The organism is Nocardioides sp. Bht2 (genome assembly GCF_047308515.1).
In the GTDB taxonomy this organism is placed as follows: domain Bacteria; phylum Actinomycetota; class Actinomycetes; order Propionibacteriales; family Nocardioidaceae; genus Nocardioides.
The window spans coordinates 21579-39546 of record NZ_JBLBWI010000015.1; the positions used below are offsets into that span (position 1 = coordinate 21579).

A 17968-nucleotide genomic window follows, 5' to 3' on the forward strand; every position below is an offset into this window, starting at 1 on the left:
CGGTAGTGACTATCCAATCACGAACCACCAAGGGTGGCGCGTCGACTCTCCATACCGTGGAATCTGACGGCGTAGATGTGACGTGGGCGTGACCGGTTCGTGACGCTGAATCCAGGGCGCGATTCGGTCGAGTGCCGGGCAACTCTCGCGCCCTGACCCGCGAGCCGCCGTCATGGTGTCGGGGGAGCGGGTTAGATTGCTCTTTGAGCACGAACGACGAAGGAACGCATGGCCGACAACACGTACAACGCAGCGCACCTCCTGGTCCTCGAAGGTCTTGAGGCAGTCCGTAAGCGACCGGGAATGTATATCGGTTCCACCGATACCCGCGGGCTGATGCACTGCGTATGGGAGATCATCGACAACGGTGTCGATGAGGCGCTGGCCGGCGCGGCCTCGTCGGTCGAGGTCACCCTGCACCCGGACGGCTCGGTCGAGGTCTACGACGACGGCCGTGGCATCCCCACCGACAAGGAGCCGCGGACCGGCCTGCCCGGCGTCGAGGTGGTGGCCACGAAGCTGCACGCGGGTGGCAAGTTCGGTGGCTCGTCCTACGTCGCCACCGGTGGTCTGCACGGTGTCGGTCTCTCGGTCGTCAACGCGCTCTCCGCGCGGATGGACATCGACGTCGACCGTGCGCCGGCCACCCAGGGGCTCAGCTTCAAGCACGGTATGCCCGGCGTCTTCGACGGCGACGGTCCCGACGCCGAGTTCACCCCGCAGTCCGGGCTCTCCCGCAAGGGCAAGCGGGTCGCGAAGGGCAAGTCCGGGACCCGGGTCCGGTTCTGGCCGGACCGCCGGATCTTCACCCGTGACGCCACCTACCTGATCGACGGTCTGCTCGGCCGCGCTCGGCAGACCTCCTTCATCGTCCCCGGGCTCGAACTGGTGATCCGCGACCTGCGCGGAGAGTCGCCGACCGAGGAGAAGTTCCGTCACGACGGCGGCATCGGTGAGTTCGTCGACTTCCTCGCCGCCGACGAGCCGGTCAGCGACGTGATCCGACTCCAGGGCACCGACACCTTCACCGAGACGGTGCCGATGCTCGACGACAAGGGCCACATGACGCCCCAGGAGGTGCAGCGCGAGCTCGGCGTCGACATCGCATTGCGCTGGGGCCGTGGCTACGACACCGAGATGCGCTCCTTCGTGAACGTGATCGCCACGCCCAAGGGCGGCACCCATGTCAGCGGGTTCGAGCAGGCCGCGACGAAGACGTTCAACGAGGTGATGCGTCAGTCCAAGGCGCTCAAGGTCAACGACGCCGACGTGATCAAGGACGACGTGCTGGAAGGCATGACGGCGGTCGTCACGGTCCGTCTCGCCGAGCCGCAGTTCGAGGGCCAGACCAAGGAGATTCTCGGTACCCCGGCGGCCCGCACCGTGGTCCGCAAGGTGGTGGCGCGAGAGCTCAAGGAGTTCCTGACCTCGACCAAGCGGGATCAGAAGGCCCAGGCCAAGCTGATCATGGAGAAGGTGGCCGGGGCGGCCAAGACCCGGATCTCGGCCCGTCAGTTGAAGGAGACACAGCGCCGCAAGAACGCGCTCGAGTCCTCCACCCTGCCGGCCAAGCTCGCCGACTGCCGGTCCGGCGACAACGAGATCTCCGAGCTCTTCATCGTCGAGGGTGACTCCGCACTCGGTACCGCCAAGCTGGCCCGCAACTCCGAGTTCCAGGCGCTGCTCCCGATCCGCGGCAAGATCCTCAACGTGCAGAAGGCCTCGGTCGGCGACATGTTGAAGAACACGGAGTGCGCCTCGATCATCCAGGTGGTCGGCGCCGGTTCGGGCCGCACCTTCGACCTCGACGCCCGCCGCTACGGCCGGATCATCTTCATGGCCGACGCCGACTCCGACGGCGCCCACATCCGGTGCCTGCTGGCGACCTTGTTCTTCAAGTACATGCCGGAGCTGATCGCCTCAGGGCGGGTCTACTCGGCAGTGCCGCCCCTGCACCGGATCGAGCTGTCCAACCCGAAGAAGGGGATGGACAAGTACGTCTACACCTACTCCGACGGTGAGTTGCAGCGGAAGCTGGCCGAGCTGACCAAGAAGGGCGTCCGTTGGAAGGACCCGGTCCAGCGGTACAAGGGTCTGGGTGAGATGGACGCCGACCAGTTGGCCGAGACCACGATGGACCCGCGGCAGCGGACGCTGCGCCGGATCACCGTCGACGACGCCGACGACGCGGCGAAGGTCTTCGAGCTACTGATGGGCTCCGAGGTTGCTCCTCGCAAGGAGTTCATCGTGGCCAACGGCGGCAACCTCAGCCTGGAAGAGCTGGACGCCTGAGCGTCAGGCCGTGTCGGTGCTGTGCTGGACGACCATCTGATGTGAGACTCCGTCCATGAATCCTGTGGATGCAGTGCGTACCTGCCTGACCAAGTACGCCGACTTCAGCGGCCGAGCCGGCCGTCCCGAGTTCTGGTGGTTCTTCCTGTTCGAGGTGGTCGTCACTGTTGTGACGTACCCGCTGCCCGACATCATCGGCATCCTGGCCGGTCTGGCGCTGTTGGTTCCGGCCCTCGCCGTGGGTGCCCGTCGTCTGCACGACATCGGTAAGAGCGGTTGGCTGCAGTTGATCATGTTGGTGCCGTTGGTCGGCTTCATCATCCTGATCGTGCTGTGGGCCAAGGAGGGGGAGCGCACCCCCAACCAGCATGGCGCGCCGGTCGAGCCGCAGCTGGCCTGATCGTCACCCGCAACGAACCCCGCCCTCGTTGAGGTGCGGGGTTCGTTGCGTTCGGGCGGTACGAGGTCAGGTGGCGGACTTGGCCGCGGCGATGACCCGGGTAAGCCGGGCATGCAGTTCGAGCAGTTCGTCGATATCCACGCCGAGCCGCTCGACGATCGCCGGCGGCACCTTCTCGGCCTCCGCGCGGAGCGCGCGACCCTTCTCGGTCAGGGCGACGGCGAGCGACCGCTCGTCATCGGGGTCGCGGTCGCGGCGCACCAGCCCCGCGCTCTCCAGCCGTTTCAGTAGCCGCGAGAGGGTGCCCGGATCCAGGTCCAGCATCTTGCTGAGGCGGGTGACCGAGAGGGGTTCGCTGCCCCACAGGGCGAGCATCACCAGGTACTGGGGATGGGTGAGACCCATCGGGTCCAACATCGGCCGGTAGACGTTGATCACGCTGCGTGAGGCGACGGCGAGCGCGAAGCAGACCTGCTGCTCCAGGGCGAGCGGGTCGACGTCCGGCGGGAGTTGGGCGTTCGCGGGCATGCCGTTAGTCTAGCAATTGTTGTCACGACAAAGATTGTCGTAGCTAGCGAATGGAGCCCCCGATGAGCCAGGTCGTCCCGGCCAAGGCGCCGAAGCGTCGCAAGCACCTGATGGACCCGAACGCGCCACGCCCCGTCGTCAACCGTGCCGCCGCCGAGCAGAGCCTGACCAGCGTCCAGCGTTGGGTCGCCTCGTCGCTCGCGGTGACCACGATCCTGCACCTGTCCGGCGGACTGATCCTGGCTGCGATGGCGCTGCCCAAGCCCACCCTCAGCGCCCAGATCGGACTCAACGTGATCGCGGGTGCCTTCGGCATCATCGCCGTCGCATCCTGGCTCTTCATCCACGGCCGCAACCTGCTCTCGCCGTGGTTGCTGCTCGGCGTCATCCCTGGCTTCGTCGGCGTCTGGCTCACCCTCCGTTAGCCGATTCGGTCGGGCAGCAGGGACGCGCGACGTCATGCGGAGGGAGTACCCGCCTCCTCGGGGAGTACGACGTTGCCGCGGTCGGCCGAGGACGTTCGCCACCAGGTGACGACGCCGTCGACCACCGCGCCCGGTGAGCGCACCCAGCCGACGTGCTCGGTCGGCTCGGAGGTCACATGCAGTCGGGTACTGCTCGTCGGTTCGAAGAGGCGAGTGACGAATGCATCGACGGCACCGCGGGGCGCGTAGTCGTCGCCCTCCAGGCTGATCACCAGTGCGCGGGTGTCGATCTTGCGCCGGACGGGGTAGGGCGGCCGTCCGGTGAGCACCATCCGCGCCCACTCCCGCATCAGGGTCTTGGCGCCGGGACCGCCGAAGGCAGGCTTGGGTAGGTACCCGTACACCGCCGTCAGGGCAGGCACGATCAGGCCGGCCATCGCCACCAGGTGCGGACCGCCCCAGGGGAAGTCACGGTGGTAGGGGAGTGAGGTTCCGATCGTGATCAGTCCGTCGGCAGGCGGTTCGTTCAGCGCGTGCCCGACCGCCATCTGGCCACCCAGGCTGTGCCCGAGCACGAGTACCGGACGCTCCGGATCGGCTTCCCGCTGCGCGGCGACGGCGCGAGTGATCTCGTCGATCTCGTCGGCATAGGACCAGTCGTTCTTCCGGCTGGCCGGAGGCTGGTCCTGCTCGAACCCACGGCGGGGCAGGGCGATCGCCGTCCACCCTCGTTCGCCGAAGGATTCGACCAGCGGCCGGTAGAACCGGGCGCCGATCCCCATCGCCGGTGCGATCAGGACAACAGGGGTGACCGACGGCTGGTCCATGGTGGCCTTTCTGCGTGGGGAACGGAGCACCGCACCCTAACGCAGCAAGAACCCCGGGACGTCATGCGGAGAGCAGGCGCTCCTTTGCAACGTTTGACGTCCCGGGGTTCCGGTGCGGCTCACACCAGGTAGGTGTTGGCCTTCTTCAGTTGGGTCGCAGCCTCGAGAACGATCCGGTCGATCAGTGCCTCGCAGCTCGGCAGGTCATCCAGGACGCCGACGACCTGGCCCGACGCCAGCACACCGGCGTTGGTGTCGCCGTCGACCAGACCGGCCTTCAGCATCATCGGGGTGTTGGCGGCCAGCGTCATCTGAGCCAGGGTGCGGCCCTGGTTCTTCTTCATCTCGCGTCCGTCCTTGGCCATCTGCAGCCAGGACATGCCAGCCATCTTCTTGAACTCGAGAGTCCGCTTGATGGTCGGTGCGAGACGGCGGATGGTGCCGGTCTCCTCGATCTCCTCCACGAACGGCGTGCGCAGCATCCGGTGCGGCATGCCGTCCACCTTGGCGGTCACCACGGTGCCGTTGACGTCGTGGGTGAGGTAGAGCTCCTTGACCGCCTGCGGCACCGCGGAGTCCGAGGTGAGCAGGAACCGCGTCCCCATCCCGATGCCGGCTGCACCGTAGGAGAGCGCTGCGGCCAGGCCGCGACCGTCGAAGAAGCCGCCGGCTGCGATCACCGGGATATTGACGGCGTCGAGAACCGAGGGCAAGAGCAGCGTGGTCGGCACCGAACCGGTGTGACCGCCGCCCTCGCCGCCCTGGATCATCACCGCGTCGGCACCCCAGGAGGCCACCTTCTTGGCGTGCTTGGGCAGACCCACGCTCGGGATCACGACGATGTCGTGCTCCTTGAGCTTGGCGATCAGCTCCGGCTTGGGTGCCAGCGCGAACGAGGCCACCTTGACGCCGTGCTCGATGAGCAGCTGGCAGCGGTCGGGGGCGTCGGTCGCGTCGGCGCGCAGGTTCACACCGAAGGGGGCGTCAGTACGGCCCTTGACCTCGATGATCGCCTTCTCCAGCTCGGCGAAGGTCATCGTGGCCGAAGCCAGGATGCCCAGACCGCCTGCGTTGGCAGTAGCGCTGACCAGCCGCGGACCGGCGACCCAACCCATGCCGGTCTGCACGATCGGGTGCTTGATGCCGACCAGCTCGGTCAGCGGCGTGCGAAGCAGTTGCTCGGTGCTCATAGGTGGCTCACTTGCCGTCGACGGGCGGGACCTCGCGGTCGCGGAAGTTCTTCGGGTCGAGCATCTCGCGGATGATCGTCAGCTCGGCGTCGCTGGGCAGGCGGGTGGTAGCCACGTCGCCGTCCACGTAGAGCTCGAAGCCGGTCGCTTCCTGAACCTCTTCCAGGGTCACGCCGGGGTGCAGGGAGACGATCCGCATGGTGTCGTCCGGGCCGCCCATGTCGAAGACACCCAGGTTGGAGATGATCCGGTGGATGTCGTTGTACTTCGACGCACCCGGGCCGGCCTCCTTGGCAGCCTTCGGGCCGACGCCGGAGACGATGTCGACCTTCTCCACGAAGACGCGGGTGTTGTGCTTGGGCACCCAGTACGACGTCCGGTTGTTGACGGTGTTGCCCGGCGCGCCGCGCGAGCCCAGCAACTGGCGCTTCGGCTGCGCGAAGTCACCGATCGCGGAGATGTTCTGGTTGCCGTGCTTGTCGACCTGGGTCGCGCCCATCATCACGTGGCGGCGACCGTAAGCGACCACGTCGAAGACGCGGCGGAACGGGATCCAGCCCTCCAGCACATCGGCCTTGGCGAAGATCGGCGGCACGCCACCGAGGAAGAGCGACTCGCCGTCGCTGATCACCAGGTCGGGGTTGGAGGTGAGCTTCGCCAGGCGGACGCCGATCATCGGCATCGTGCCCATCGGGGAGCCGAAGATCTCGCCGTCGGCGGCGAACGCGTCGGCGACGGCGGCGGCGCAGACCTCTGCGCGGGTAATCTCAGTCATCGTTGATCTCTCCTCAGGCCTGCTCGGCGCGGAATGATTCGACGGCGGCCTGGTAGGCAGCCTCGTCGCCGGACAGGAACCGCTCCTTGAACGCGGCCCATGCCTCGGGGTCGGCAACCGACTTGGCGTAGTGCTTCTGGAACTTCTCGTCGCGCTCGTAGTCCGGCACGCAGTTGGTGAAGTGCGCGCCGTTCGGGGTCTCCACGACGCCGGTCACCATCATCCGGTTGAGCAGCAGACGCTGGATCGGGGTGTCGGCGGTCAATGCGGCCGTGTCGACGATCTTCTCGACCGAGACGAAGGTCTTCTCAGCGGCCATCGCGAACAGGTCGTCGAAGTACGGGTCAGGGCCGAGGTAGCTTGCGTTGCCGTGCACGTCGGCACGGTTCAGGTGGACCAGCGCCACGTCCAGCTTGAGCGCGGGGACCGCGACGAACTCCTCGTAGTCGCCGTTCTCGTCGGCGTACGGGCTCTTCACCAGCTTGAGGTCGGGGTTGTTGACCAGCACGTCGGAGCCCAGACCGGCGCGGACCGGAAGGAACGGGAGCCGCTCGGCGGCAGCCTTCAGCCCGGTCATGAACATGCCCTCGTCCCACTCGCAGATCTCGGGGATCGTGCGGTTCTGACGAGCTGCCTGGAAGTTGGGCTCCAGAGGAACGGTGTCCATCGTGACGAAGGCGTAGATCAGCTTCTTGATCTTGCCGGCCTCGGCCAGCAGGCCGACGTCAGCGCCACCCCACGCCACGATGGTGAGGTCCTTGAGGTCGCTACGCAGGATCGCGCGGACGAGTGCCATCGGCTTGCGCCGCGGGCCCCAGCCGCCGATGCCGATGGTCATACCGTCGGAGAGTTGCTCGACCACCTGGTCGATGGTCATCTCCTTGTTGCTGGGTCGGGTCACTTGGTGCTCTCCTTGGAACGAGACTTGTCGGTTCCCGCGAAGTCATCGCGGAGTTCGTCGGCGACACCCATGAGGTTGAGCTCGAAGGTGAAGCCTTGTTCGAAGCGGTAGCTCTTGTTGACGTCGATCGGGTCGATCCCGTTGATGGCCTCCTTGGCCGCACGGATGACCTTGGTGTTCTTGCTGGCGATCACGGCTGCGACCTCGAGCGCGGCGGCGTCGAGTTCGTCGCGGGGGACCACGCGGTAGACCGAGCCGAACTGCAGCAGGTCCTTGGCGGGGATCTTGCCGGCGGTGAAGTAGAGGGTCCGCATCATGTGCTGCGGCACCAGGCGGGCCATGTGGGTGGCTGCGCCGAGGGCGCCCTGGTTGACCTCGGGCACGCTGAAGTAGGCGTCCTCGGAGGCGATCACGACGTCGGAGTTGCCGACCAGGCCGACGCCGCCGCCGATGCAGTGTCCGTTGACGGCGGCGATCACCGGCACGGAGCACTCGTAGATCGCCTTGAACGCGGCGTAGCAGCCGGCGTTGGCGCCGAGCAGCGCCTCCATGCCGGAGGTGTTCTGCATCTCCTTGATGTCGACGCCGGCGTTGTAGCCACGGCCTTCGGCGCGGAGCACGACCACGTGGGTCTCCGGGTCGCGGCTGGCCTCGTTGAGGGCCTCTGCGACGCCGAACCAGTCGGAGACGGGGAGTGCGTTGACCTTGCCGTGCTCCATGGTGACGACGCGGATGTGGTCGTCGCGCAATACGGAGGAAATCGTCATCGAGAGTGCCTCACCTCAAAGTGGTGGCCTTGCGGTCCACCAAACCAAACACTTGCTTGGTACCCTAACACTTGCTTGGTTTTGAAGGCGAGGAAGGAATCCGATGGCAGTGCAGATCGACCTCACCGGACGTGTCGTCCTGGTGACCGGCGGGACCAAAGGCATCGGCCTGGGCATCGCGCGTACCTACGTAGCAGCCGGGGCCCACGTGGTCACCTGTGCCCGCTCGGAGGTCGAGACCCCGGAGCCGGGAACCACCCACTACACCTGCGACGTCCGTGACGCGGACTCCGTGCAGGAGCTGATCGACAAGGTGGTCGCCGAACACGGGCGCCTCGACGTCGCGATCAACAACGCCGGGGGCGCCCCTTATGCGCTCGCCGCAGACGCCTCGCCGCGCTTCCACAGCCGGGTGATGGATCTGAACTTCACCTCCGCACTGTTGGTCGCCCAGGCCGCCAACAAGGTGATGCAGGCCCAGGAGACCGGGGGAGCGATCGTCAACATCTCCTCCATCTCCGCACTGCGACCCTCGCCGGGTACCGCGGTCTACGGCGCGGCCAAGGCGGCCGTCGACCAGCTCACCGTCTCGCTCGGCCAGGAGTGGGCGCCCAAGGTCCGGATCAACGCGATCAACGTCGGCCTGTGCCGGACCGAGAACACCGCCGAGCACTACGGCGGCGACGCCACCGTGGCCGCGATCGAGGCCACCATCCCGATGGGCAGGATGGCGCGCCCCGAGGAGATCGGACAGGTTGCACTCTTCCTCGGGTCCGACCTCGCCAGCTACGTGACCGGCGCAGCGATCGAATGCCACGGCGGCGGCGAGCCCCCCGTCTTCCAGTACGTCGTCGACTCCATCCAGGCCCAGGCCTGAGGCCACCACCGAACTTCTAGGAGCAACCATGAGCAAGATCCTCGACGGGCGCATCGCCATCGTCACCGGCGCGGGCCGCGGAATCGGTCGCGCCCACGCGCTGGAGTTGGCCCGCCAGGGCGCGAAGGTCGTCGTCAATGACTTCGGCGTCTCGAACAACGGCGTCAAGGAGGACTCGCCGGCCCACGACGTGGTCCGGGAGATCGAGGCGCTCGGCGGCGAGGCCGTCGTCAACGGTGCCGACGTCGCCGACTTCGCCCAGGCCGAGGCCATGGTGCAGCAGGCGATCGACACCTTCGGTGGCCTCGACATCCTGGTGAACAACGCCGGCTTCGTGCGCGACCGGATGCTGGTCAACGCCACCGAGGACGAGTGGGACGCCGTGATCCGCGTGCACATGAAGGGCCACTTCGCCCCGCTGCGCCACGCCGCTGCCTACTGGCGCGCCGAGTCCAAGGCCGGGAACCAGCGGATCGGCCGTGTCATCAACACGACCTCCGGTGCCGGTCTGCAGGGCTCCATCGGTCAGGTCGCGTACTCCGCCGCCAAGGGTGGCATCGCCTCGATGACCCTGGTCGCGGCAGCGGAGCTCAGCCGCGTCGGCGTCACCGTCAACGCGATCGCCCCGGTCGCCAAGACCCGGATGACCGAAGGTGCCTTCGACACCTCGGCGATGGCGCTGCCCGAGGACAACAGCCCCATCGTGGCCTGGCTCGCCTCCGAGGCGGCCGGCCACGTGACCGGCCGGATCTTCGAGATCGACGGCGGCCTGCTCACCCTGGAGTCGGGCTACCTGCACGCCGCGTCGCGCGACGCCGGTCGCCGTTGGGAGGCGGCCGAACTCGGCGAGGTCGTCGACGCCCTGATCGCCGAGGCCCCGAAGCCGGACCCGGTCTACGGCGCCTGAGCCCAGCAACACCCGCAACGTCATACGCCCCGAGGAGCCGCATCCTCGGGGCGTATGACGTCCGCGCACGCTGACGGCGGTCGAGGTGGCAGGCTGTCCGGATGCTGCTGGACAACTATCTCCGCAACCTGCCGTGGGTTCTGCCGGTCTTCCTGGTCGGCCTTGGGATCCTCGTGCTCGCGGCGCCCCGCGTCCAACAGCGGACCGGTCTCTCCCGCCGACTCTTCGTCGCCTTCGGGTTGGCCGCGGTCGGTTTCGCGGCATTGGTCGCGACGCCGAGCCACGGCACGCTGAAGGCGAAGGACGCCGGCACCTTCGACGCCGAGATCCGCGTGCCCGCTCCGCGTGATCTCTATGCCTTTACCGAGCTCGGACTCAACATCTGGATGACGGTTCCCCTGGGTTTCCTGGCCCTTCTGGTGACCCGCCGACTGCGGCGTGGTTGGCCGCTGCTCGTGGCCTTCGCGGTGCCGCTCTCGTGTGAACTGTTGCAGTGGGCTTTCCCGCAGATGAATCGGGTCGGTTTCCAGCTCTCGGACCTGCTCGCGAACTGGGTTGGCGTGGTGGTCGGTCTTGGTGTCGCGGCCCTGTTCGCGGTCGCCCACGACCGCTCGCGGGCCGGTGAATCCGCTGCGGCATGATGGCCGCATGAGTTCTGCTCAACCCCGTTGGTTCACCGATACCGAAGCCGGACATTCGCAGCGCTACGTCGAGAGATTCCGGACGATGGCGGCCGAGGGCAAGGACCTCGACGGCGAGGCCCGACTGATCGACGCACTCGTGCCGCGTAACTCCCGGATCCTGGATGCCGGCTGTGGCCCGGGCCGTGTCGGGGGCGCGCTGCACCAGCGCGGCCACCAGGTCGTCGGGGTCGACGTCGACCCGATCCTGATCGCCGCTGCTGAGGAGGATCACCCGGGCCCGCGCTGGCTGGTCGCGGACCTGGCCACGCTGGACCTCGGCGGCATCGAGGGTCCTGAGGAGCCGTTCGACCTGGTCGTGGTGGCGGGCAACGTGCTGCTCTTCGTGGCGCCCGGCACCGAGCGCAAGGTGCTCGAACGACTCGCCGCGCACGTGGTGCCGGGTGGTCGGATCGTGATCGGCTTCCGCCGTGCCGAGGAGTACTCCTACAGCCGGTTCGACGCCGACATCACCGCCGCCGGCCTCCGTCTCGAGCAGCGCTTCTCCACCTGGGACCTGGAGCCGTTCTCCCGCGAGTCCGAGTTCGCCGTCTCGGTCCTGCGCGTCGCCTCCTGACCCCGAGGGCGCACCAATAGCCAGCGAGGGCGCACGACATGTGCGCCCTCGCTGGCTATTCATGCGCTGTGGTGCGCTAACTGTGCACCCTCGGGGTCAGCGGCGGAGCAAGCCCTTGGCCACGTGGGTGGTCTGCACCTCGTTGGAACCGCCGTAGATCATCAGCACCTTGGCGTCGCGAGCCAGTTGCTCGACGTGGTACTCGGCCATGTAGCCGTTGCCGCCGAAGAGCTGCACCGCGTCCATGGACACGTCGCTGGCACACCGGGTGGCGTAGAGCTTCATGGCGGAGGCCTCCGCCATGTCCAGGGTGACGCCACGACGGCGGGCGTCGAGCGCCTTGAGGATCATGTTCTCCACGTTGACCCGGGCGATCTCCATCTCGGCCAGCTTGGCCTGGATGAGCTGGAACTCACCGATCGGCTTGCCCCACAGTTCTCGGGTCTTGGCGTAGTCCACGCACAACCGCAGGCACTCCTCGATGATGCCGAGGGCGAAGGTGGAGATGCCCACCCGCTCGCCCACGAAGTTCGCCCGCGCGGACTCGCGGCCGTCCTTCTGCTCGCCCTTGCCGACCAGGGCCGGCTCGCCGGCCAGCAGGTTGTCGCGGGTGACCCGGACGTTGTCGAAGAACAGCTCGCCGGTGGGGGAGGAGTGCATGCCCATCTTGCGGAAGGGCTTGCCCTGGGTGAGCCCTTCGGTGCCCGACTCCAGCACGAAGATCAGCACCGGGGCCTGGCGCTTGTCGGCACCCGAGCCGTCGTCCAGCTTGGCGTACACCACCATGTAGTCGGCGTAGGGGCCGTTGGTGATGAACGTCTTCTGGCCGTTGATCACCCAGCCGTCGCCGTCCACCTTGGCCGTGGTGCGCATGCCGCCGAAGGCGTCCGAACCCGAGTCGGGCTCGGTGATGGCCCACGCGCCGATCTTGTCCAGCGTCAGCAAGTCCCGCACGTACTTCTTGCGCTGGGCGATCGACCCCATCGCGTTGATGGTGCCGGCCACCATGCCGGTGGAGATGCCGATCGAGGTCGGGATGCCCGGGCACACCTTGACGAGCTCGATGTTGCCGACCGTCAGCGTCGAGGAGCCCAGCCCCTCGGGCGCGGGTGCGGTGAACTCGGTGCCTGCCACGAGCGCCTCGTCCCGGGCGATCTCCCAGTCGAACAGCTCGCCGGCGGCCTCGCCGATGCCGAAAGCGTCGTAGTAGGCACGTGCGATCTCGTACGGGGGAACACCCTTCTCCTCCAGGTCCTCGCGGGCCGGGCGGATGGTGGTGTCGACGAACTTGCGGACCGCCTCGCGGACGGTCAGGTCGTCATCGGACCAGGTGAAGGCGCTCATGGCGTGCCTCAGATCCGCTCGATGATGGTGCCGGAGGCCTGGGCGCCACCCGCACACATCGAGATCAGGGCGGTGGAGGCGTCGCGACGCTCCAGCTCGTGCAGCGCGGTGGTCAGCAGCCGGGTGCCGGTCGAGCCGACCGGGTGGCCGAGGGCGATCGCGCCGCCGCTGACGTTGTACTTGTCCTCGGGCACGTTGTGCACCTGGGCCCACGACATCACGACGGAGGCGAACGCCTCGTTGACCTCGAAGACGTCGATGTCGGAGATGCTCATGCCGGAGTCCTTGAGCACCTTCTCGGTCGCCTGGACCGGACCGTCGAGGTGGTAGTACGGGTCGGCGCCGACCAGTGCGGAGGTGATGATCCGAGCGCGGGGCTTGAGGCCGAGGCTGGCTGCCAGCTCCTCGTCCATCAGCAGCAGTGCCGAGGCGCCGTCCGAGATCTGCGACGACGAACCCGCCGTGTGCAGGCCGCCCTCGAGGACGGGCTTGAGGTTGCCCAGACCCTCCAGGGTGGTCTCCCGCAGACCCTGGTCGGTGGTCACGATGCGGGTCTCGCCGGTGGGCTTGCCCTCGTCGTCGAGGACCGGTGCCTCGACGGCGAAGATCTCACGCTCGAAGCGGCCCTCGTCGACGGCGACGCGGGCACGCTGCTGCGAGCGCAGGCCGAAGGCGTCGAGATCGGCGCGGGTGATGCCGCGGTTGGCGGCGATCCGGTCGGCGGCGGTGAACTGGTCCGGGAGGTCGATGTTCCACGATGCCGGGCGGGGGTCGCCGAAGCCCTTGGGCACGCTGCTGCCCAGCGGGATCCGCGACATCGACTCGACGCCGCAGGCGACGCCGGCCTTGATCGCGCCGCCGGCGATCATCGCGTTGATCAGGTGGGTGGCCTGCTGGGCGGAGGAGCACTGGGCGTCGATCACCGTGGAGGCGGTCGAGTTGTTGAGTCCGGCGTGCATCCAGGCGCGGCGGACCATGTTGTTGGACTGCTCGCCGGCCTGGGTGACGCAGCCACCGATGACCTGCTCGATCACGGAGGAGTCGACACCGGCGCGCTTGAGGACCTCGGTCTGAGCTGCGCCCAGCAGCTCCGCCGGGTGCATGCCCGCCAGCCAACCGCGACGCTTGCCTTGCGGGGAACGGACTGCTTCGACGATGACCGGGTTGCCCATATCTGCCTCACTCCTGCGTGCGTTCGACCGCGGCCGGTGCCGCTGTCTGTCTCGCGAAAGTAGAACAGGTTCTCTGTTCGGGCAAGCCGAGGTCTCACCGTACTGACGAGTGTTCGAAAGTCGGGGGAGAAATCATCGCGAAACGGCTTCCAAACATTCCGACGGTATGTAACCATCATCACTAGAACGTGTTGCAGATTTCATTTCTGGAGGAGCCCCGTGACGACAACGCCTTTGACCTACGACGGTCTCGATCTCACCGACCCCGCGCAGATGGAGAAGGCGGTCCCGCACGACGCCTTCAAGCACCTACGCGAGACCGCGCCGGTGATCTGGGTGGAGCAGGAACCCGAGGCACGCGCCGGGTTCCTCGACACCGGCTACTGGGCGGTGACCAAGCACGCGGACGTCGCGGCGATCTCCAAGAACAGCAAGGACTTCTCGACCCAGCGCAACGGCGTCATCGTCCGCTTCTCGCCGGAGATGACCCGCGACCAGGTCGAGCTTCAGGGTGCCATGCTGATCCACCACGACCCGCCGTCGCACACCGCGATGCGCCAGGTCATCTCGCGCGGCTTCACCCCGCGTGCGATCGCCGCGATCGAAGGGGCGCTCAAGGAGCGTGCCGACAAGATCGTCGAAGCAGCGCTGGCCAAGGGCTCGGGCAACTTCGTCGAGGACCTCGCCGCCGAGCTCCCGCTCCAGGCGATCGCCGAGCTGCTCGGCGTGCCGCAGGAGGACCGCGGCAAGCTCTTCGACTGGTCGAACCAGATGCTCGCCTACGACGACCCGGAGGTGGAGGGTGACGAGGCCGTCGCCGCCGCCGAGATCCTCGGCTACGCGATGATGCTGGCCGACGACCGCCGCAAGAACCCCAAGGACGACATCATCACCAAGCTGGTGACCGTCGGCGAGGACGGCGAAGGCGCACTGACCGACGACGAGTTCGGCTTCTTCGTGATCCTGCTCGCCGTGGCCGGCAACGAGACCACCCGCAACGCGATCACCCACGGCATGCAGGCCTTCTTCGAGAACCCCGAGCAGTGGGAGCTCTACAAGAAGGAGCGCCCGGCGACCGCGGTCGACGAGATCATCCGCTGGGCCACCCCGGTCACCGTCTTCCAGCGCACCGCCATCAACGACGTCGAGGTCGGCGACGTGACGGTGAAGGAGGGCGACCGAGTGCTGATGTTCTACTCGTCGGCCAACTTCGACGAGGACGTCTTCGAGAACCCGTTCGACTTCAACATCTTGCGGGAGAACAACCCGCACGTCGCCTTCGGTGGCCACGGCGCGCACTACTGCATCGGTGCCAACCTGGCCCGGCGCGAGGTCGACCTGATGTTCAACGCCATCGCGGACAAGATGCCGAACCTCAAGCCGACCGGCGAGATCCGTCGCCTGCGCAGCGGCTGGATCAACGGCGTCAAGGAACTGCACGCCAACTACTCCTGATTCGCAGCAACAACGCCGTGACGAGAGGCGTCTTCTCACGTTACTCAACGTGAGCTGAGGTGAGGCGAGTCGTCACGTTCGATCCGCAGCTCGCGCGAGGCCGGTATCCCTGAGGGATACCGGCCTCGTTGCCTTCCCACTGGTGGTGCTCGTCGCGCCCCAACCACTAGGCTCGAGACGACATGAGCCGTGATCTGTACGTCCTCGACCTCGACGGAATGCAACAGTCGGCCGTCGACGTCGCCGACCCCACCTACCTCGCCTTCGACTACATGCGCCGGATCGGGACCCTGATCGACGCGATGCCCGCAGGGCGGCTCCGGATCCTGCATGTCGGCGGTGCCGCGATGAGCCTGCCGCGCTACGTCGCCGCCAGGCGCCCGGGTTCCGCGCAGATCGTGCTGGAGCCCGCCGTCGAGGTGATCGAGCAGGTCCGCCGCGAGCTGCCACTCCCGCCACGCAGCGGGATCAAGGTCCGCCCGGTCGACGGTCTCCAGGGGATCGCCGTGGTCCGCGACGACTCCCAGGACCTGGTGATCCTGGACGCCTTCGCCGATGCCGAGGTTCCGCCGGAGCTGCTCAGCGCCGAGTTCATCGCCGAGGTGGGTCGGGTACTTGCCGAGGGCGGCGTCTTCGCCGCGAACCTGGTGGACCGCCCGCCGTTCGAGAACACCCGCAGGTTCGTTGCCGCCGTCCGCGGGATCGGGGAGGTCTCGCTGGGGCTCGAGCCGGCCACTCTGAAGGGCAAGCGGGCCGGAAATGTGGTGGTCGTGGCCGGGAGCCTGCCCACCGATCCCTGGGCCGCGCCGTCGCCGATGGAGTACCGGGTCTACCGCGGTGCCGCCGTCCAGGACTCGTTCGGCGGTGGCCGATGACGGCGATCTGGTGGCTCCGCCGCGACCTTCGGCTCGCCGACCAACCGGCCCTGCTCGCCGCGCTGGAACACGGCGAGGTGCTGCCTCTCTTCGTCCGCGACCCGCGCCTGGTCGACGCCGGGACCCCGCGGCGTGCCCATCTGGAGGCCGCACTGGAGGCCCTCAACCGAGCAACCGGTGGCGCGGTGGTGATCCGCGACGGTGATCCGGCCCAGGTGGTCGCCGACGTCGCTGCCGAGATCGGCGCCGCGACGGTCCACGTCACGGGGGAGTTCACCCCGTTCGCGGTGCGCCGGGACCGGGCCGTGGCCGAACGTCTCGCCGGCGACGGCGTCACGCTCAGTTCGCACGGTACGCCCTACGCCGTCCGCCCGGGCACGGTGCTGACTGGCGGTGGAACGCCGTACCAGGTCTTCACGCCCTTCTCCCGAGCGTGGCGTGCGCTCGCTGAAGAACCGCCGTATCCCGCGCCGGGCGAGCCACGCTGGCACCGCGGGGTGGCCACTGCGGAGCCGGACGCCGAGCTGGTGCGCCTCGGGCGTGGGTTGGGCGCTGCCGGGGAGGCGGAGGCGTTGGCGCGGTGGCACGCCTTCCTCGACGACGGCCTGGCCGACTACGCCGAGCTCCGTGATCGCCCCGACCTCGACGGCACCAGCCGACTCTCGGGCCACCTCAAAGTGGGAGCACTGCATCCGCGGACCCTGCTCGCCGAGATCCGGGCCCACCGCGACGCCGACACCGACGGAGCGCAGACCTTCATCACCGAGTTGGCCTGGCGCGAGTTCTACGGCGACGTCCTCTGGCACCGGCCGGAGTCGGCCTGGGCGGACCTCAAGCCAGCGCTGGCCGCGATGCCCTACGACCAGGGCCCGCAGACCGCGGCGCTGGTCCAGGCCTGGCGGGAGGGCCGCACCGGATTCCCGATCGTCGACGCCGGGATGCGTCAGTTGCGCGAGACCGGTTGGATGCACAACCGGGTCCGGATGGTAGTCGGTAGCTTCCTGGTCAAGGACCTGCACGTGTGGTGGCCGGTGGGAGCCCGGCACTTCCTCGACCAACTGATCGACGGGGACGTTGCCGCCAACAACCACGGCTGGCAGTGGGTGGCCGGTACCGGGACGGACGCGTCGCCCTACTTCCGGGTCTTCAATCCGGTCAGCCAGGGGAAGCGGTTCGACCCCGACGGCAGTTACGTACGGCGCTGGGTGCCGGAGTTGGCCCACCTGACCGGCAAGGCGGCCCACGAGCCGTGGCGCCATGACGACGGCTACGCCCACGGCTATCCGGAGCAGATCGTCGACCACGACGAGGAGCGTCGCGAAGCGTTGGCGCGCTACGAGCAGGCCCGGAGCCAGGGATGAGCCGGGCCCAGGTGGTCACCGTGGTGACCTTGGCCCTGGGCACTGCTGGGCTCGCTGTGCTGTTGCGCCTCGAGCCGGGCGATCCGTTCTTCGTCGCCGGGGGACTGGCGGTGGCACTGCTCTGGACCGCGGGCGCATTGGCCGCCGGCCCGGTCCGGATCGCCGACGACGGCGCCGGGCTGCGTGCCGTCGGGCTCGGAGCCGGAGCCGGCGCGGCCGCTGCTGGCGCCTGCCTGGCAGCGGGGTTCGTGGTGGCGCAGTTCTCGTTCCTGCGCGAACCGGCGAGCGAGGTCCTGGCCCACGCCCGTGCTGATACCGCGCTGGTCGTCTCGATGGCGCTGATCAACGCGATCGCGGAAGAGCTCTTCTTCCGTGGAGCGCTCTACGACGCCGTGCCCCAGCGGCTTGCGATTCCGTTGACCACGGCTGCCTATCTGTTGACGACGCTGGGCAGCGGCGTCGCATTGTTGAGTGTGGCCGCTGTCTTCCTCGGCCTGATCACCGCCTGGTTACGTCGAGTCACCGGCGGGGTACTGGCACCTGTACTCACCCACCTGACCTGGTCGGTAGCGATGATCACGCTGCTGCCCGACGTCCTGGCCCTCGGAAGGTGAA

Annotated in this window: 19 protein-coding genes; 11 read left to right on the forward strand and 8 right to left on the reverse strand. The window is 67.9% G+C overall.

Annotated elements, in window-relative coordinates; all coding sequences use genetic code 11:
• The first annotated feature begins 228 nt into the window (after positions 1-228).
• Entirely contained in the window at positions 229-2292 is a 2064-nt protein-coding gene (locus ACLM5J_RS16545) for a DNA gyrase/topoisomerase IV subunit B (RefSeq protein WP_413657581.1), read from the forward strand.
• A 55-nt stretch (positions 2293-2347) separates the two neighbouring features.
• Complete coding sequence (locus ACLM5J_RS16550; protein ID WP_413657582.1) at positions 2348-2692, forward strand: DUF805 domain-containing protein; 345 nt, start codon at positions 2348-2350, stop codon at positions 2690-2692.
• 66 nt (positions 2693-2758) lie between these two features.
• Here the strand turns inward: ACLM5J_RS16550 and ACLM5J_RS16555 are convergent, their stop codons facing one another.
• Positions 2759-3220, reverse strand: coding sequence for a MarR family winged helix-turn-helix transcriptional regulator (locus tag ACLM5J_RS16555; protein ID WP_413657583.1), 462 nt, complete (start codon positions 3218-3220; stop codon positions 2759-2761).
• Positions 3221-3282: 62 nt separating this feature from the next.
• On the opposite strand from ACLM5J_RS16555, the gene ACLM5J_RS16560 reads away from it, so the two are divergent.
• Positions 3283-3645, forward strand: a complete 363-nt coding sequence (locus ACLM5J_RS16560) for a hypothetical protein (RefSeq protein ID WP_413657584.1) — start codon at positions 3283-3285, stop codon at positions 3643-3645.
• A gap of 32 nt (positions 3646-3677) precedes the next feature.
• Here the strand turns inward: ACLM5J_RS16560 and ACLM5J_RS16565 are convergent, their stop codons facing one another.
• The 5 genes from ACLM5J_RS16565 to ACLM5J_RS16585 all read right to left on the reverse strand — a co-directional run bounded on the left by ACLM5J_RS16565 (position 3678) and on the right by ACLM5J_RS16585 (position 8105).
• Complete coding sequence (locus ACLM5J_RS16565) at positions 3678-4472, reverse strand: alpha/beta fold hydrolase (RefSeq protein WP_413657585.1); 795 nt, start codon at positions 4470-4472, stop codon at positions 3678-3680.
• 119 nt (positions 4473-4591) lie between these two features.
• Positions 4592-5662, reverse strand: coding sequence for an NAD(P)H-dependent flavin oxidoreductase (locus tag ACLM5J_RS16570; RefSeq protein ID WP_413657586.1), 1071 nt, complete (start codon positions 5660-5662; stop codon positions 4592-4594).
• A gap of 7 nt (positions 5663-5669) precedes the next feature.
• The gene (locus tag ACLM5J_RS16575; protein ID WP_413657587.1) at positions 5670-6437 is read right to left on the reverse strand and encodes a CoA-transferase subunit beta; all 768 of its coding nucleotides are present in this window, start codon (positions 6435-6437) and stop codon (positions 5670-5672) included.
• Between the two features lie 13 nt (positions 6438-6450).
• Positions 6451-7338, reverse strand: a complete 888-nt coding sequence (locus ACLM5J_RS16580; RefSeq protein ID WP_413657588.1) for a CoA transferase subunit A — start codon at positions 7336-7338, stop codon at positions 6451-6453.
• Positions 7335-8105, reverse strand: coding sequence for an enoyl-CoA hydratase family protein (locus ACLM5J_RS16585; protein ID WP_413657589.1), 771 nt, complete (start codon positions 8103-8105; stop codon positions 7335-7337). The genes ACLM5J_RS16580 and ACLM5J_RS16585 overlap by 4 nt, the downstream gene beginning before the upstream one ends.
• A gap of 103 nt (positions 8106-8208) precedes the next feature.
• Between ACLM5J_RS16585 and ACLM5J_RS16590 the strand changes: the two genes are divergently transcribed.
• The 4 genes from ACLM5J_RS16590 to ACLM5J_RS16605 all read left to right on the forward strand — a co-directional run bounded on the left by ACLM5J_RS16590 (position 8209) and on the right by ACLM5J_RS16605 (position 11146).
• Positions 8209-8982, forward strand: coding sequence for an SDR family oxidoreductase (locus tag ACLM5J_RS16590; protein ID WP_413657590.1), 774 nt, complete (start codon positions 8209-8211; stop codon positions 8980-8982).
• Between the two features lie 28 nt (positions 8983-9010).
• Entirely contained in the window at positions 9011-9889 is an 879-nt protein-coding gene (locus ACLM5J_RS16595; protein WP_413657591.1) for an SDR family oxidoreductase, read from the forward strand.
• A 101-nt stretch (positions 9890-9990) separates the two neighbouring features.
• Positions 9991-10530: a VanZ family protein gene (locus ACLM5J_RS16600; RefSeq protein ID WP_413657592.1), complete on the forward strand. Its 540-nt coding sequence runs from the start codon at positions 9991-9993 to the stop codon at positions 10528-10530.
• Between the two features lie 7 nt (positions 10531-10537).
• Positions 10538-11146, forward strand: coding sequence for a class I SAM-dependent methyltransferase (locus ACLM5J_RS16605; protein ID WP_413657593.1), 609 nt, complete (start codon positions 10538-10540; stop codon positions 11144-11146).
• A 96-nt stretch (positions 11147-11242) separates the two neighbouring features.
• Here ACLM5J_RS16605 and ACLM5J_RS16610 read toward each other — a convergent pair whose 3' ends face one another.
• The gene (locus tag ACLM5J_RS16610; RefSeq protein WP_413657594.1) at positions 11243-12490 is read right to left on the reverse strand and encodes an acyl-CoA dehydrogenase family protein; all 1248 of its coding nucleotides are present in this window, start codon (positions 12488-12490) and stop codon (positions 11243-11245) included.
• Between the two features lie 8 nt (positions 12491-12498).
• Complete coding sequence (locus ACLM5J_RS16615; protein WP_413657595.1) at positions 12499-13662, reverse strand: steroid 3-ketoacyl-CoA thiolase; 1164 nt, start codon at positions 13660-13662, stop codon at positions 12499-12501.
• A gap of 219 nt (positions 13663-13881) precedes the next feature.
• Between ACLM5J_RS16615 and ACLM5J_RS16620 the strand changes: the two genes are divergently transcribed.
• The 4 genes from ACLM5J_RS16620 (at position 13882) to ACLM5J_RS16635 (ending at position 17967) form a co-directional block, all read left to right on the forward strand.
• Positions 13882-15117 carry a cytochrome P450 gene (locus ACLM5J_RS16620; protein ID WP_413657596.1) on the forward strand — a complete coding sequence of 412 codons (1236 nt, stop codon included), beginning with the start codon at positions 13882-13884 and terminating at the stop codon, positions 15115-15117.
• 182 nt (positions 15118-15299) lie between these two features.
• Positions 15300-15992 (forward strand): spermidine synthase, encoded by a 693-nt coding sequence (locus ACLM5J_RS16625; protein WP_413657597.1) that lies wholly within the window; start codon positions 15300-15302, stop codon positions 15990-15992.
• On the forward strand, positions 15989-17353 hold the full coding sequence (locus tag ACLM5J_RS16630; protein WP_413657598.1) for a cryptochrome/photolyase family protein: 1365 nt from the start codon (positions 15989-15991) through the stop codon (positions 17351-17353). The genes ACLM5J_RS16625 and ACLM5J_RS16630 overlap by 4 nt, the downstream gene beginning before the upstream one ends.
• Complete coding sequence (locus ACLM5J_RS16635) at positions 17350-17967, forward strand: CPBP family intramembrane glutamic endopeptidase (RefSeq protein WP_413657599.1); 618 nt, start codon at positions 17350-17352, stop codon at positions 17965-17967. The genes ACLM5J_RS16630 and ACLM5J_RS16635 overlap by 4 nt, the downstream gene beginning before the upstream one ends.
• The last annotated feature ends 1 nt before the right edge of the window (position 17968 follow it).

Excerpts from the sequence above, each read along its gene's own strand:
- ACLM5J_RS16545 (WP_413657581.1), top strand. The coding sequence starts at position 229 with ATGGCCGACAACACGTACAACGCAGCGCACCTCCTGGTCCTCGAAGGT.
- ACLM5J_RS16550 (WP_413657582.1), top strand. The coding sequence starts at position 2,348 with ATGAATCCTGTGGATGCAGTGCGTACCTGCCTGACCAAGTACGCCGAC.
- ACLM5J_RS16555 (WP_413657583.1), bottom strand. The coding sequence starts at position 3,220 with ATGCCCGCGAACGCCCAACTCCCGCCGGACGTCGACCCGCTCGCCCTG.
- ACLM5J_RS16560 (WP_413657584.1), top strand. The coding sequence starts at position 3,283 with ATGAGCCAGGTCGTCCCGGCCAAGGCGCCGAAGCGTCGCAAGCACCTG.
- ACLM5J_RS16565 (WP_413657585.1), bottom strand. The coding sequence starts at position 4,472 with ATGGACCAGCCGTCGGTCACCCCTGTTGTCCTGATCGCACCGGCGATG.
- ACLM5J_RS16570 (WP_413657586.1), bottom strand. The coding sequence starts at position 5,662 with ATGAGCACCGAGCAACTGCTTCGCACGCCGCTGACCGAGCTGGTCGGC.
- ACLM5J_RS16575 (WP_413657587.1), bottom strand. The coding sequence starts at position 6,437 with ATGACTGAGATTACCCGCGCAGAGGTCTGCGCCGCCGCCGTCGCCGAC.
- ACLM5J_RS16585 (WP_413657589.1), bottom strand. The coding sequence starts at position 8,105 with ATGACGATTTCCTCCGTATTGCGCGACGACCACATCCGCGTCGTCACC.
- ACLM5J_RS16590 (WP_413657590.1), top strand. The coding sequence starts at position 8,209 with ATGGCAGTGCAGATCGACCTCACCGGACGTGTCGTCCTGGTGACCGGC.
- ACLM5J_RS16595 (WP_413657591.1), top strand. The coding sequence starts at position 9,011 with ATGAGCAAGATCCTCGACGGGCGCATCGCCATCGTCACCGGCGCGGGC.
- ACLM5J_RS16600 (WP_413657592.1), top strand. The coding sequence starts at position 9,991 with ATGCTGCTGGACAACTATCTCCGCAACCTGCCGTGGGTTCTGCCGGTC.
- ACLM5J_RS16605 (WP_413657593.1), top strand. The coding sequence starts at position 10,538 with ATGAGTTCTGCTCAACCCCGTTGGTTCACCGATACCGAAGCCGGACAT.
- ACLM5J_RS16610 (WP_413657594.1), bottom strand. The coding sequence starts at position 12,490 with ATGAGCGCCTTCACCTGGTCCGATGACGACCTGACCGTCCGCGAGGCG.
- ACLM5J_RS16615 (WP_413657595.1), bottom strand. The coding sequence starts at position 13,662 with ATGGGCAACCCGGTCATCGTCGAAGCAGTCCGTTCCCCGCAAGGCAAG.
- ACLM5J_RS16625 (WP_413657597.1), top strand. The coding sequence starts at position 15,300 with ATGAGCCGTGATCTGTACGTCCTCGACCTCGACGGAATGCAACAGTCG.
- ACLM5J_RS16630 (WP_413657598.1), top strand. The coding sequence starts at position 15,989 with ATGACGGCGATCTGGTGGCTCCGCCGCGACCTTCGGCTCGCCGACCAA.
- ACLM5J_RS16635 (WP_413657599.1), top strand. The coding sequence starts at position 17,350 with ATGAGCCGGGCCCAGGTGGTCACCGTGGTGACCTTGGCCCTGGGCACT.